At 51.3% G+C, this 15,179-nt stretch carries 11 protein-coding genes; 5 read left to right on the top strand and 6 right to left on the bottom strand.

What is annotated here, in order from left to right:
- Nucleotides 1-41 precede the first annotated feature (41 nt).
- From thrS to ACT3R7_RS07300, 4 genes are all read right to left on the bottom strand, one after another.
- Nucleotides 42-1,964 carry a threonine--tRNA ligase gene (gene thrS, locus ACT3R7_RS07285; protein WP_192538554.1) on the bottom strand — a complete coding sequence of 641 codons (1,923 nt, stop codon included), beginning with the start codon at nt 1,962-1,964 and terminating at the stop codon, nt 42-44.
- A gap of 219 nt (nt 1,965-2,183) precedes the next feature.
- Nucleotides 2,184-3,053: an OmpA family protein gene (locus tag ACT3R7_RS07290; protein WP_192538553.1), complete on the bottom strand. Its 870-nt coding sequence runs from the start codon at nt 3,051-3,053 to the stop codon at nt 2,184-2,186.
- Nucleotides 3,054-3,346: 293 nt separating this feature from the next.
- Nucleotides 3,347-3,814: a DUF2489 domain-containing protein gene (locus ACT3R7_RS07295; RefSeq protein ID WP_192538552.1), complete on the bottom strand. Its 468-nt coding sequence runs from the start codon at nt 3,812-3,814 to the stop codon at nt 3,347-3,349.
- Nucleotides 3,815-3,948: 134 nt separating this feature from the next.
- Complete coding sequence (locus tag ACT3R7_RS07300) at nt 3,949-5,001, bottom strand: COX15/CtaA family protein (protein WP_193092221.1); 1,053 nt, start codon at nt 4,999-5,001, stop codon at nt 3,949-3,951.
- 440 nt (nt 5,002-5,441) lie between these two features.
- Here ACT3R7_RS07300 and ACT3R7_RS07305 point away from each other — a divergent pair, with 440 nt between their 5' ends.
- A complete protein-coding gene (locus ACT3R7_RS07305; RefSeq protein ID WP_193092229.1) occupies nt 5,442-5,648 on the top strand; it encodes a hypothetical protein in 207 nt (68 codons plus the stop codon).
- A gap of 52 nt (nt 5,649-5,700) precedes the next feature.
- Here ACT3R7_RS07305 and hrpB read toward each other — a convergent pair whose 3' ends face one another.
- Complete coding sequence (gene hrpB / locus ACT3R7_RS07310) at nt 5,701-8,136, bottom strand: ATP-dependent helicase HrpB (RefSeq protein WP_193092222.1); 2,436 nt, start codon at nt 8,134-8,136, stop codon at nt 5,701-5,703.
- 4 nt (nt 8,137-8,140) lie between these two features.
- The gene (locus ACT3R7_RS07315; protein ID WP_193092223.1) at nt 8,141-8,806 is read right to left on the bottom strand and encodes a TetR family transcriptional regulator C-terminal domain-containing protein; all 666 of its coding nucleotides are present in this window, start codon (nt 8,804-8,806) and stop codon (nt 8,141-8,143) included.
- Between the two features lie 196 nt (nt 8,807-9,002).
- On the opposite strand from ACT3R7_RS07315, the gene xdhA reads away from it, so the two are divergent.
- Genes xdhA through guaD form a run of 4 tightly spaced genes read left to right on the top strand, consistent with a single transcriptional unit; the run spans nt 9,003 to nt 15,045 of the window.
- Complete coding sequence (gene xdhA, locus ACT3R7_RS07320; RefSeq protein WP_193092224.1) at nt 9,003-10,457, top strand: xanthine dehydrogenase small subunit; 1,455 nt, start codon at nt 9,003-9,005, stop codon at nt 10,455-10,457.
- Nucleotides 10,441-12,864 (top strand): xanthine dehydrogenase molybdopterin binding subunit, encoded by a 2,424-nt coding sequence (xdhB, locus tag ACT3R7_RS07325; RefSeq protein WP_193092225.1) that lies wholly within the window; start codon nt 10,441-10,443, stop codon nt 12,862-12,864. The genes xdhA and xdhB overlap by 17 nt, the downstream gene beginning before the upstream one ends.
- Nucleotides 12,861-13,724, top strand: a complete 864-nt coding sequence (xdhC, locus tag ACT3R7_RS07330; RefSeq protein WP_319643933.1) for a xanthine dehydrogenase accessory protein XdhC — start codon at nt 12,861-12,863, stop codon at nt 13,722-13,724. The genes xdhB and xdhC overlap by 4 nt, the downstream gene beginning before the upstream one ends.
- Nucleotide 13,725: 1 nt before the next feature.
- Nucleotides 13,726-15,045 carry a guanine deaminase gene (guaD, locus tag ACT3R7_RS07335; protein ID WP_193092226.1) on the top strand — a complete coding sequence of 440 codons (1,320 nt, stop codon included), beginning with the start codon at nt 13,726-13,728 and terminating at the stop codon, nt 15,043-15,045.
- Nucleotides 15,046-15,179: the final 134 nt, after the last annotated feature.

The raw sequence follows: 15,179 nt of genomic DNA on the forward strand, positions 1-15,179 counted from the left end.
GGACGCCCGCGCTGGTTGCTTCGCTTGATCGTTCCGTCTCCTTAGGCAATTGACGATGTCGCCAGGGCTGCTCGCTCTGCATTAAGACGTTCAATGAGTGCATCGATTGTCATAGTGCCGAGGTTTTCGCCGCTGCGAGTTCGCACGGCCACTGAGTCAGCTTCGACTTCCTTATCTCCCACCACAAGAAGATAGGGAATTTTCTGTAACGTATGCTCACGGATTTTAAAGCCGATCTTCTCGTTCCTCAAGTCCGCTTTGACCCGTAAGCCACTTTTTTGCAGGCGTTGCTCTAATTCAAGCGCATAATCACGCTGCGCATCGGTGATTATCATCACTACCGCCTGCTGAGGTGCTAACCATAATGGCATAGCGCCAGCATAATGTTCAATCAAGATACCAATGAAACGCTCCATAGAGCCCACAATTGCACGATGCAACATAACCGGCGGCTTGCGCTCACCCTCTTCGGTCACATATTGAGCACCCAGGCGCTCAGGCATCATGAAATCAACCTGCATGGTACCAACCTGCCACTCGCGCCCCAAGCAATCTTTCATGTGGTATTCAATCTTGGGACCATAGAACGCGCCTTCGCCAGGAAGTTCCTGCCATTCGACGCCACAGGCTGTTAACGCACCACGTAGGGCATCTTCAGCCTGATCCCAAACATCGTCACTGCCAATACGCTTTTCTGGGCGCAGAGCAATTTTAATGGCAATGTCTTCAAATCCAAAATCGGTATAAACCTTCAACGCCTGACGATGAAAGTTAGTAACTTCGGGCTCGACCTGGGCTTCGGTACAGAAAATATGCCCGTCATCCTGAGTAAAGGCTCGAACACGCATAATACCGTGCAATGCACCGGAAGGCTCGTTACGGTGGCATCCACCAAACTCGCCAAACCGTACAGGCAGTTCGCGATAGCTGCGCAGCCCGGAATTGAACACCTGCACATGGCCGGGGCAGTTCATCGGCTTAAGCGCATACTCACGCTTTTCGGATTCGGTAAAGAACATACCGTCAGCGTAGTTATCCCAGTGCCCGGACTTTTTCCAAAGCGACACGTCCATTACTTGAGGGCAGCGAATTTCCTGATAGCCACCTTCTTTATAAACGCCTCGCATGTACTGCTCGACCTGCTGCCATAGCGCCCAACCATTCGGGTGCCAAAACACCATTCCCGGTGCTTCTTCCTGCATATGGAAGAGATCAAGGCGACGGGCAAGCTTGCGGTGATCGCGCTTCTCAGCTTCTTCAAGGCGCTTCAAATAGGCTTTTAGCTGCTTCTTATCGCCCCAGGCGGTCCCGTAAATGCGGGTTAGCATGGCATTTGAAGCATCCGCTCGCCAGTAGGCCCCGGCAAGCTTGGTCAACTTGAATGCTTTTAGATGACGAGTATTAGGCACATGAGGACCACGGCACATATCCGTGTACTCTTCATGATGATAAAGCCGAATGTCTGCGCCTTCAGGAATATCGTGAATGATTTCCTGCTTATAAGTTTCGTCACGCTGCGCGAACGTTGCCATCGCTTTATCACGATCCACATATTCACGCACTACATCGTATTCACGCTCAATTAAATCTTGCATCCGCTTTTCGATGGCATCTAAATCTTCTGGGGTAATTGAGCGGCCAAAATCAATATCATAATAAAAGCCGTTTTCGATCACCGGCCCGATCGCCATCTTGGCATCGGGATAAAGCTGCTTCACTGCGTGACCAATCAAGTGCGCGCAGGAGTGGCGAATAATTTCCACGCCTTCAGGATCACGCGCGGTAATAATAGCAACATCCGCGTCACGCTCAATCAGGTCGGCGGCATCTACCAGCACGCCATCGATCCGCCCGGCTATGCATGCCTTGGCCAAACCAGGGCCAATGGACTCTGCAAGCTGCATGATGGAAAGCGGCGCTTCAAAGGTTCTTTCGCTACCGTCAGGTAGTGTCACAATAGGCATTCAGATATTCCTTGAGCGCAGTGGTGATCCATACCAAGGATCACATTTCGCTATCAATGATCGTAGGCGTAAAAACAATACAAAAAATACGCGCTTAGCCTACCAGACTTAAGCGCGGCGGAAAATAAAAACGGGAGGCTTGCGCCTCCCGTCGTTACTTACTTTATTACTTACTACGCAACCATTAGCGTTATAACAACCGCGCTAAAGAGCTACGTCTTAGTTCCACTCATCAAGTTCAACACGACGGTTTTGCGCGCGACCTTGATCAGTCTCGTTAGAAGCGACCGGACGCTCTTCGCCGAAGCCAACTGCACGCATACGGTTTGCGCCTACGCCACGCTGAGCGAGGTAGGTGGTAACAGATTCAGCACGACGCTGAGACAGGTCTTTGTTGTACTCAGCACTACCGCGTGAATCAGTATGGCCTTCAATGCTAACGCGTACGTCAGGGTTGTTAACCAGACGTTCTGCAACACCGTTTAGGATATTGCGGGCATTAGCAGTCAGCTGAGCTGAATCGAATTCGAAGTTAACGTCGTTAAGAACAACGCTGTCTGGGCAACCCAGCGCGTTCACTTCGGTGCCAGCTGGCGTATTGGGGCACTGGTCACGGTAGTCCGGCACGCCGTCGTTATCGGAGTCAAGCGGGCAGCCTACAGCGTCAACTTCAACACCAGCAGGAGTACCTGGGCACTGATCACGGTAGTCCGGCACGCCGTCGTTGTCAGAATCTAGCGGGCAGCCTTGAGCGTCAACTGCAACGCCAGCAGGCACTTCACCGTAGCTCGGGCACTGGGGCGCTACAGGCTCAGGTGTACGGTCTGCACACAGCAGGCCACCGATTGCGGCACCCGCTACAGCGCCAGTTGCCGCACCGCTTTCTTCATCAGAAGAGCCGCTAGTGGCATAACCAATGCTACCGCCAATCAAACTGCCCGCCAGACCACAAACGGCCGGGTGCTGGTACCAGCTACGATCGCTGCTGGCGCTAGCTTGACCAGATGATTGGTTGGCCGAGGTGGCACAGCCTGATAGGCCCACTACTAGAGCGGAACCGATTAGCAAGCCAGTCGTTGATTTTTTCATGCAAGACTCCTTCTTGATCCAATGCTGACATGGCCATATGACCAAATCTATCCAATGCTTCTTATTGCGAGAGCATCCATTTTTCGCCTGTTCAATAGTACCACGCGGGCGTTCCCCTGCTTGGCATTGAACGGTGCGCCTATCATTAACGTTTCAACGCTAGAAGGCAACAATGCCGAGATATCAACTTCTTGCCAATATCGACATCTCAAGCATAGCAAAGCTGCCACAATCGGCACCAAAAAAACACATTACACTATTAATTTAAATAAAATCGTCTTATTAATTCCAAGCTAGTGTAACGCAGAAGGCCCTTTTGCACGCCATTTTATAACGGCCTCGGCCGCAGCCAAAACAGCCGGACGCATCTCGTCCTCAACCGCTAAGCGCTGTTTATCTTCAGCCATGCGCTCGCGTGGTGTTAATTTCGCACGTGCCGAATGTGTTTTTAGATGCCGTGTACGGTTATAAACATCGGCAAATGCCTGAAAATCCGGCCGCTCGGTAAGACTGGGGTCAACGATTTCAAGCAGCACCTTACAGCGCCATGCACCTTCTGTAATCTCGACCTGCTCCTGAATCAACGCACTCGTAACGTAATCCAGATTTTCCAGGCTGTTTTGCTGGGCTCTACGATCTTCATCTATGCGAAAGGCCTCGCGGCGCTTTACCTCTTTACGCAGCTTAAGGGCATAGATTGATAAGCCGACAATGACAGCAAGCGCTAACGCTAGCGCTACAAGTGCGCTGATCGAATTCATAATACTCCCAGTTGCGCTTTTAAAAATAGCTTAACAGAAATTGTACATCAATTTAGCACTGAACCGTTAATTTCCATAATTCAGCGGCATACACCACCAAAATTAGTAATAAACCTGATCTTTCTTACAATTTTTTATGAAGGCACAGGAGGATGGGAAGAATATAAATCAGCTTGAGCAGTGTAGTTTTCCTCCTTACTCAATCGCCAACGCCACCATGCCCATAATAAGCTAACCGTCAGTAAAACGGCACCGGCTGTATGCAGCAAAGCTAGCCATAACGGCAGCCACATCAGCACGTTGGCCATTCCCAGCAGCGCTTGAAAAACATAAATTGCTACCACTAAGCCTAGCGGACCTGCAACATGACAAGCGCGTCGATGTCGATACCAAAGCATCAGCAACGCAATGCCTAACAGTAGCGCTCCCATACGGTGGATAAAGTGGATGGCAACTCTAGCTTCGGCATGTAATTGCCCGTGTAAGTAATTAGGCCCTACTGTTTGGGTCACATGAAAACCTTCGCTAATATCCATGGCGGGCCACCATTGACCATTACAGGTAGGAATATCCTGGCAGGCAATACCCGCGTAATTACTGGTAACCCATCCGCCCAATGCAAGCTGCACAATTAACAGCCCTACAGCCATCCCCCACCAAATATTTAGCCGTTGGACATTGAGCAGCTTTTGCTCGGCGACACCTCTTATCCTTAGATGCAGCCAGAGAAATAACAGCAGCACGCTTAATCCACCAAGTAGATGTAACGTCACTACTTGCGGCCAAAGTTTTAGCGTGACGGTAAAAGCCCCAAATGCACCTTGTACTAAAATAGTGGCAAGTAGCGCTATGCTAATAAACCAAGGATATTGGGGATGTTTCCTGAATGGCCAACCAAGCGCTAAAACGCTCACTACCAAGATGCCAAGTAGCGTTGCAATATAACGATGGATCATTTCAACCCAGGCTTTAGAGGCATCCAGAGGGACATCAGGATGGTGTAACGCAGCGTGATCATTATCAGGTACCAACAGGCGCCCATAGCAGCCTGGCCAATCAGGGCAACCCAGTCCAGCATCGACTAGTCGCGTCCATGCGCCCACTAAAATGACTAAAACTGTCAGTAACGTTCCTAAAAGTGATAAGCGCAAAAGCCACTTTAAGCGCCTCTCTAACGATGCTTGCATGATGTATCCTTACACTCATTAGCAATGGCAATACCCTTGGTTTTAATACAGAAAACCGAGCCTAGATCGCCAAATATATCCTTGAAAACTTATATTAGCACTAATCGAAATGATCGACCTGAAGCCTTAAAACGTGCTCATTGTCTTACTACAAACATTTGCCCTCCTCATAGCGGGCCACTTTATGATTTCAGCGTTGAGCTTTCCATGAGAACTGGCCATGAAAACTGGCGAGCCCGATGCGCATTTCGCACAGGCTAGCTGCAAATAAAATAAGTATAGATATTATTGGTTATTCGCTACGCTTTCGTGATTAATAGGTAGCTTTTTAACAAAGCGTTAACCTTATTGGCGATCTATAATTCACTGACTATCAATCTATAATTTTATCAATGATCCTGGCCATTCCTAATAGGGTCGGGCAACAATGGGAGCAATATATGCAGAAGTACCCCCTCACCACAGGGATAGTGGCCCTCGTGGCGTTCATGACCTTGGCTTCTCTCGCTGGCTGCACCACTTACACTTGGCCGGATGGCTCAAAGGAAACGGTGCTAGGTGTCGCCCCTGAAGATGAAAACAAACGCTTTGAAGAGCAGCAAGCTGATGGCGTTCGTTATCGCACCCCGGGTGAAATCCCCGAATAACAACCGTAGCGTTTAAATAGCCCCACCCACTGAGCACCTAATCGCTATACGCTTATTTACGTTTTTTAGTGGTGGCTGTTGCCTTTGCAGCGAGTGGATCGTCAGGCCACGGATGCCTTGGATAGCGGCCACGCATCTCTTTACGTACCTCTGGGTACCCATTAAGCCAAAAGCCTAGCAAATCCTGGGTCACTTGAAGTGGCCGGCGCGCGGGCGAGAGTAGATGAACCGTTAAAGCAATGCGCCCCTCAACCACAGTGGGCGTATCACGCCAACCAAAGGCTTCCTGAAGCTTTAACGCCAGCACCGGGGATTGATGCGCCAAACAGGGCGAATAGTCAATAACCGTAGATTTACCGCTAGGCACTATCAAGGCTTGAGGTGCCAGCCGCTCCATTTCATTTTGCTGATCCCATGTCAGGGTATTCAGCAGATAGTGATGAAGCGGTAGTTTTTCAACTTGGGAAAGCCGCGTTATATCGGTTAAGTAGGGGGCAAGCCAATGGCTTAGCGAATCTACTAGCGCCGCGGTAGACCAGTCTGGCCACGGCTTACCCAATGTCTCGCGCAGCAGCGCTATCCGCCCCTGCAGCTGCTCCAACGCTTGGGAATGTAACAACGCTGGCCGCTGGCTTACGGCATTTAGCAAGGCCTCTACTACAGCGTCTTTAGGCAGCGTAGCTAAAGGGTGCCTGGCTATCGTCAAAGCACCATAGGCCTGGACCTTCTCACCGATCAGCCGTCCCTGTTCTTCAGACCATGTGACGCGTGTCTGCCACTTCACTCGCTCAGGATAAAGCTCTATTAATGCCTCAAGTGTTAGTGGTTCAGCCGCGTATATTTTGGCTTCGCTTGAGGCACTCTCCAGACTTGCCACAATAAGATACGGCTGATGCGCCAGCGGGTCGTTTAACGAAACTACCGCCGTTTTTCCTGAGGCGAGCTGAAATCGCCCCGGCGTAATTTGCTGACCTATCCGGTCCGGATAAGCCAATGTCAACAGCCTACCTAATGGGGCCAAGTCGATCCGATTCAATGCAGCATGCGCCTGTTTGGCGAGCCGCCTGGCTTCCTGCGCCCATACAGGGAACTGCTTGGGTTGATCAAAGCGCTGACTAAGTGCTTTTTGAAAAGAGCGATCATTGCTTTCACAGCTTTCAAGCAATGCGGCCAAGCCACACGCCAGGGGGGTGGCCTCTAGCGCTTCCGAGCGCTCCATCATGACGGCAAGGCGTGGCGATAGAGGCCAGCGCGCGCAGCGCCGACCTAACAATGTGAGCTTATGTTGCTCATCCAACAACCCCAGCTGGACAAGCAGTGCCTGACCACTCTGCCACGCCCCTTTAGGCGGAGCTGAAACCCAGCAAAGCTTATCGGGTGAATCCACGCCCCAGCGTGCCAGTTCAAGCACAGTGCTCGACAAATCCGCCTGGAAAATTTCGGGTTCGCCGTGAGCGACCAACGGCTGCTCTTGAGACCATAAACGAAAACAGACACCCGGGCACTGGCGCCCCGCCCGCCCACGGCGCTGGTCTGCACTGGCACGATTAACGCGCCGGGTGGTTAAGCGCGTTAATCCTGTACGAGGTTGAAATAAAGGCACACGCTCAAGCCCCGCATCAATAACCACATTCACACCATCCACCGTTATGCTTGACTCCGTAATAGCGGTAGACACAATAACGCGGCGCTGCGAATTCTCTGCTACTAGCGCAGCCCGCTGCTCGGCAATGGTCATTCGGCCATGTAATGCGCTTACCGCTATGTCCGGCAGAGATTGGCGAAGGGCTTGAATCAGGCGCTCTATCTCGGACACGCCGGGGAGAATGACCAGTAAATCACGAGCATTTGAATCGCCTAGGGCCTCTTCCACGACTCTAAGCGCCGTCTGCTCGATTTTTTCGTTTGCCTGAGCGGGTCGATAATAGGTAGCGACCGGGTATTGACGCCCTTCACTAACAATTAGCGGCGTATGCTCGCCTATTACCTGCCGTAATGCATTCACATCAAGCGTTGCTGACATTACCAGCAGGCGTAAGTCATCACGTACACTAGCTTGAACATCCAGCGCGAACGCCAGCCCCACATCCGCTTCTAAGCTGCGCTCATGAAACTCATCAAAAATGATGCCCGACACGCCCTCCAGCAGCGGATCTTCTTGCAGCATTCGCAGCAAAACACCCTGCGTAATAACTTCTAGCCGAGTATTTGAGCCAGTACAGCTCTCCCCGCGCATCCGGTAACCAACCGTTTGACCTACCGTTTCACCTAGCGCTTGCGCCATAAAACTTGCCGCTAATCGAGCGGCTACGCGACGCGGTTCAAGCAATAATATTTTTTGTCCAGCCGCCCACTCACTGGTCAAGAGCATCAGAGGAACACGCGTAGTCTTTCCCGCGCCCGGCTGCGCCATGAGAATTAGTCGGTTATGATTTTCAAGGCCCGCTTGTATGGCCTCCAGATGCTCCTCGATGGGCAATGCATTCATAACATCAATTCGCTGCAGAAGATGCTTGGGAAGAAGCTAGCAGGGAGATACCACATCCTTTCAAAATAACGTGTTCCAGAAACTGGGTAATTGAGGCGAGGTCTTCCTCATTCAAGGCATCGCGCCCTAGCACCCGGGTTATCTGAGCACTATATTCAGTGTAATGCTGAGTCGCCGACCAGATTAAAAAAATCAGCCAGCGTGGATCTACATCATCCATTTTCCCCTGCAGGGACCACTGTCGAATAATCGCTGCACGAGATGCCACCCAATCACGCAGCTCACCGGCGAGATACTCATCCAGGAAAGGCGCCCCGGCTAATATTTCTGCCGCAAACAATTTTGAACCATCAGGGTAGCGCTGCCCCAGCACTATTTTAGTGCGAATAAAATCGCTAAGCACTTCACCGGGATCGCTCTCCGGCGTTATGTTCTCAAGAACGGCATTCCAGCGCCGCATCATACGATTGAGCAATCGAACATAGAGCGCCTGCTTGCTGCCCATATAATACAGAATGTTAGCTTTGGGCAGCTCCGCCTTATCAGCAATGGCTTGCAAGCTAGCCCCACGATAGCCATGCACTGAGAATATTTGTTCGGCAGCATTTAGAATTCGCTGCTCTATTCGCTCACGGTTTGCACTTTCGTTTGGTGCGGTTTCGACTGTCATTGATAGACTTCCTGGAAAACTTGGTTGCAAACGCTTTAGAAGGCGCATAAGCATCGCTTATTGCACAAAAATCCTGCATTTTTAATTACTTTGCCCCATATCAGTGCGTCCAGTAAATACTTGCAAGACACGCTATTTTGTCTCAAGCTCAAACCATATTGACCGATCGGTCAGAACAATCACAATGGAGTTTGGTATGGCTATTATTGAGTTTCTTCTCAATGGCGTTCCCAAACAGTGCACCGTATCGCCAGATACCAGTATTTTAACGCTATTGCGTGAGCATTTGGGGACCACAGGCACCAAAGAAGGCTGTGCCTCAGGCGATTGCGGGGCATGCACCGTTGCCATTGGTGACTTAGCTGATACTCCGCGCGCTTACACAAGCGCCAATGCATGTATCACGCCAGCCCACCAACTGCAGGGCAAAGCGCTTGTCACTATTGAAGGATTGGCTGCTGAAGGCCAATTACACCCAGCGCAAGCGGCCATGATTGAATGCCACGGAAGCCAATGCGGCTTTTGTACCCCAGGCGTTGTCATGTCTCTGTTTACGCTTTACGAATCGCCCGACAAAGACACTTTATCGTTAACACCTGAGCAGCTTGAGGAAAGCTTGGGTGGTAATTTATGCCGCTGTACAGGGTATCGCCCGATTCGTGATGCAGCACTTCAAATGCACACTCATTCTTACGAGCGGCCAAGCTGGTATAATGCCACCTCACCCAAAGCTTCGTCTTCTAGTACAAACACTCAAAATTCCAACGAATGTTTTTTCGTTCAGCCGACATCGCTTGCAGATTTAACGGCGGCTCGCCTGCGATTTCCAGATGCTCGCCTTGTGGCTGGTGGAACGGACCTATGGCTAGAAAGCACACAGCGCTTAACACCTCTTGATCAGCTAATCGACGTTACACACGTTAAAGAACTGCTGACCCTTAAAGCGGATGAATTTAATAATCAATCTGGTTGGTGGGTGGGTGCAGCAGTCACCTATACCCAGCTTGAGCCATTATTAAATAGCCACTTTCCCGCCTTTCGCCACTTGCTACAGCGCCTGGGCTCCCAGCAGATTCGTAACCGTGGCACGCTGGGCGGAAATATCGCAAACGCCTCCCCTATCGGAGACACCCCGCCCGTGTTGCTAGCCCTAGGCGCATGGGTTGAGCTGGCTAGTACATCAGGCACTCGCTGCCTACCGTTGGATCATTTTTTTAGGGGATATAAAAAAACCGCCCTGGCGGCGGATGAAATTCTGTCACGCATATTTATTCCCAAACCTCCAAATACCCATGCATTACGCGCCTGGAAATTGTCTAAGCGGCGAGAGGACGATATTTCAGCCGTGTTAGGTGCTTTCAGCTACCGCCTGGAAAAAGATACCCTGCACGATGTACGCATTGCTTTCGGCGGCATGGACGCCATACCCAAGCGCGCGCTGGCAATGGAAAAAAAACTGGAGGGTCAAAAGGTTACAGTAGACACCTTTCGTGCAGCACAGGCGGCTATCGCCCAGGATTTTACTCCGATGAGCGACGTTCGAGGCAGCGATGTTTATCGCCAACAGGCAGCAGCCAACTTGATTGAACGGCTTTACTTAACGCTTTCAACGCCGGATCAGGAGGTGATGCTGCATGCGTACGCTCACTAGACTCGATAAAGACAGCCAACGCGCCCGCCAAGAGCTTAAAGATCAAATCCAAGGCGATGGCCCACTCGCTTGCCATACGGTAAAAAGCAGCGGAGCACGCCAGGCCGGCCAATCCAGCATTCATGAAAGTGCTGAGAAACACGTTACCGGCAAAGCAGCTTATATTGATGATTTAAAAACGCCGTCTGATGCACTGCATGTAGCGTTAGGCCTGTCGCCGGTAGCACACGGTAGACTAACCGAGCTAAATCTTGACGCCGTGAAGCAAGCTTCGGGTGTTATCGATGTCATTACGTTTCATGATGTGCCGGGCGATACTGATATTGGGCCGGTTTTCCCTGGCGACCCTATCTTCGTTGATCAGGAAATTAGCTATGCCGGTCAGTGCCTGTTTGCTGTAGCGGCTACCTCTCTAGATTCAGCCCGCCGCGCGGTAAAACTTGCAAGCATTGAAATTGCCGAACAGCCTGCAAGCCTTGACCCCGTGACTGCCACTCAGCGTGAAGAATTCGTGCGTCCCTCTCATGTGCAGGAACGTGGCGATTGGCAGCAAACCTTACGCAAAGCCACTTATACTGTCGAAAGCGAGCTGTCCGTCGGCGGGCAGGAGCACTTTTATTTAGAGGGACAGGCATGTGTAGTGCTGCCGACCGAAGATGAAGGCGTGATTGTTCATACCTCCAACCAGCACCCCAGTGAAACGCAGAAACTTGTTGCTGAAGTGCTCGGTATTCCGCTTCATGCCGTCACGGTAGAAGTCCGTCGTATGGGCGGCGGGTTCGGTGGCAAAGAGACCCAGGCATCCTCCTGGGCCTGTATTGCCGCCATTATTGCTCGCCGTACAGGTAAAGCAACACGTCTTCGTCTGCCGCGCAGTGAAGATATGCGCGTTACCGGCAAACGCCATCCCTTTCATAACCGCTATAAGCTGGCCATTGATCAACAGGGCATTATTCAGGGCGGTGAAATAAGTGTTATCGGCGACTGCGGCTACTCACCTGATCTTTCTGATGCGATTGTTGATCGCGCCATGTTCCATACGGATAACGCCTATTCGTTAGGCGATGCCAGAGTGGTTGGCCATCGCGCTAAGACACATACTGCTTCCAATACGGCCTTTCGTGGCTTTGGCGGCCCTCAAGGCATGATGATTATTGAGGCGGCCATGGACGATATTGCCCGCCAGGTGGGTGAGGATCCACTGACTATACGTAAGCGAAACTTTTATCGTGATGGGCGAGACACAACTCACTACGGACAGCATGTCGATCAACGCCAGCTACTGCACACGCTTGTTGAAGCACTCGAAGCAGACAGCGCTTACTGGGCACGTCGTAAAGCCATTAAAACGTTTAATGCCAAAAGCCCCGTCATTAAGAAAGGTCTTGCGCTTACTCCCGTCAAATTTGGCATTTCGTTTACCGCACAACATCTTAATCAGGCCGGTGCGCTGCTACATGTCTATACCGACGGAAGCGTCATGATCAATCATGGCGGTACCGAAATGGGCCAAGGGCTACATACCAAAATCTGTCAGGTTGTTGCTCGCGAATTGGGTCTGAGCCTTGAGCAGGTGCGTATAACGGCAACCCGCACGGATAAAGTCCCCAATACCTCTCCCACTGCCGCTTCCAGCGGTGCCGACCTAAACGGCATGGCTGCTCGGGACGCGGCCAGTAATTTACGTGAACGGCTATTCGATTTTGCAGCCTCACATTTTACAGCGGGCTTGGATCGAGAAGGAATGCGCCTTGAAGATGGCATGCTGGTTTCAGGCAGTAACGAAAGCGAGCAGCGAATTCCCTGGGGCGAGTTGATTCAAACCGCCTATCTCAATCGTATTTCGCTTTCAGAAAAAGGCTTTTATGCCACGCCCCTGATCCACTACGACCGCGCGACCGGACAAGGGCGACCCTTTTATTACTACGCGTTTGGCGCAGCGGTATCCGAGGTCAGTGTTGATATGCTGACCGGGGAATACCAGGTTGATCGGGTTGATATACTGCATGATGTAGGTACGTCGTTAAATCCCGCCATCGATATTGGCCAAGTGGAAGGCGGCTTTATTCAGGGGATGGGCTGGCTTACCAGTGAAGAGCTTAAATGGAACGCTAAAGGGGTACTGGTAAGTGATGGCCCAGCCACTTACAAAATTCCGACCTTTGGCGACTTACCGCCTGTCTTTAATGTAGCGCTAATGGAAGGCCACCCGAACTCCATGGCAAGCCTTTATCGCTCTAAAGCGGTGGGCGAGCCTCCGCTTATGCTGGGCATTAGCGTATGGTCGGCATTACGGGATGCCCTTTCAAGCTTGACCAACTACGCTACTTCACCGCGCCTGGATACACCGGCAACGCCCGAACGCGTTATGCTGGCAGCCAACGCCATCAGGGAGAAAACCCTGTGACAGCCCCCATGGCATGGCATGCCGCGATTGACTGCTTACAGCGCGCAGGCACGCCTCATGTATTGGCAACCCAAGTCACTAGCGCTGGCTCTACTCCCAGGGAGCCGGGCGCGCACATGGTTATTACTCTGGATGCTATTTTCGATACGCTAGGCGGCGGCACCTTTGAGTGGCAAACCATTCAAGCTGCTCGCGACTATTTACAGCAGCAGCGCTATGGATTTCATTTGGAAGCTTTTTCGCTAGGCGGGCGAAGCGGGCAATGCTGCGGAGGGTTCGTCAATATATTGCTTGAGGTCTTTCCTGGTGCCGAAGCTAACATCGCGATATTTGGAGCAGGTCACGTTGGGCAGGAAATTGTAAAGTTAAGTGCGCCATTACCCTGGCGGCTGACCTTACATGACAGCCGCACCGAGATATTGAGCGAGTTACATCAACAGCCGCGCTTAACCTGCCATGCCCTGCGGGATGTCAGTCGCAATGTAGCTCAACTGCCACCTCACACTCACGTGCTAATACTTACCCATAGTCATGATGAAGATTATGCTCTGATTGCTGAGCTTATCCAACGTGACGATTTAGCCTCCATTGGACTCATTGGCTCTGATAGCAAATGGGCAAGCTTTTCAGGGCGACTGATACGTGCAGGCTATACTGCGGAGAAAATTCAACGGGTTCGTTGCCCCATCGGCCGCCACATTGGCCATAAGCCAAGTAATAAAACCCCTTATGCGATCGCCTTAAGCGTTGTATCTGAACTTCTTTGTTTAACTGACATTCCTCCTGCTCAGGAAACCCGCGGTTTACCTAGCCAGGCACTGCGCCCCGTTTTTAATGTTCCCCCTACTACCATGAGTTAATATGACCTCCTCTACCAATACGCTTATTCGTGCCGAACTGGTGAGCTTTGCCCGCAACCCCGGTGAGGGTGACAAGCCAAGCCCAGGCAGTTTGGAGCACTACGGCGATGGATTACTCTGGTTACAAGGCCAGCATATTCATGCCGTAGGTCATTTTAGTGAACTAGCGCCCTCACTACCCGAAGGCAGCGAAGTGCTGGATTATCGCGGCAAGTTGATCATGCCAGGCTTTATCGATACCCACGTGCATTATGTGCAGCTAGACGTTATGGCCTCGTATGGTCGGCAACTACTTGATTGGTTGAACGACTATACCTTTCCCGAAGAGTGCCGCTTTGCTAACCATGCTCATGCAGAAGCACTCTCCAACGCTTTTTTAGACGAAATGCTGCGGGCAGGTACCACCACGGCACAGGTATTTGGCTCAAGCCACCCTGGATCCATGGATGCTTTCTTTTCCGCCTGCAATAAGCGTCAGCTACGCATGCTGGCCGGCAAAGTACTGATGGATCGTAACGCGCCTGAAGGTTTGTTGGACGGTGCGTCGGGCATTGCCGATACCGAGCGGCTAATTGAGGATTGGCATAACTCTCAGCGACTTGGCTATAGCGTAACGCCTCGTTTTGCGCCGACCTCCACGAAAACCCAAATGGATGCAGCAGGCGCATTGCTTCGTAATGACCCGACTCTTTGGCTACAAACCCACTTAGCGGAAAACAGCGGTGAACTGGATTGGGTTGCCGAACTTTTCCCCGGTAACCAGGATTACTTATCCGTATATGAAGAAGCTGGGTTAGTAGGACCACGCAGTACGTTCGCCCATGGAATACACTTGGATAATGGCATGCGTACGCGTTTAGCAGAACGAGGCGCAAATATTGCCTTCTGCCCAAGCTCCAACCTTTTTTTAGGCAGCGGACTGTTTGACCGTTATGCCGCACAAGAAACCGGCATGGCATTTAGTTACGCCAGCGATATCGGTGCGGGAACCGATCTTTCAGGATTTGATACGCTTAAAAGTGCTTACCAGGTTGGCCAGCTAAGCGGGCAACCTCTCACTGCTTGGCAGGGCTTTTATGGCCTTACCCATGGCAATGCTAAAACACTCGCTTTGGACAGTCACATTGGTCAGTTAGCGCCGTCTTTTGAGGCTGATTTCGTGGTCATTGACCCCAACGCCACACCGCTTCTCAAACGAAGAATTCAGCGCTGCTCTACTCTGGGTGAACGTTTATTTGCCCTGATGATACTGGCTGACGACCGAGCCATTTATGAAACCTGGGCCGCAGGTAAGTGCCAACATCAGCGCGATCAGAGCTGATGATTTAGTTGTGCCTCTGAGGATGAGGAGTGAATTAGGTTAAGGTCTATGCACTCACTCTTTCTGCTTATTAATTCTGCTTGCTAAGAAAATCCCCAGCTTTTATAAGACTGGGGATTTTTTAAATACGTGTG

Origin of the sequence: Halomonas sp. AOP43-A1-21, assembly GCF_052376775.1 — a bacterium.
GTDB classification, from domain to species: domain Bacteria; phylum Pseudomonadota; class Gammaproteobacteria; order Pseudomonadales; family Halomonadaceae; genus Vreelandella; species Vreelandella colorata.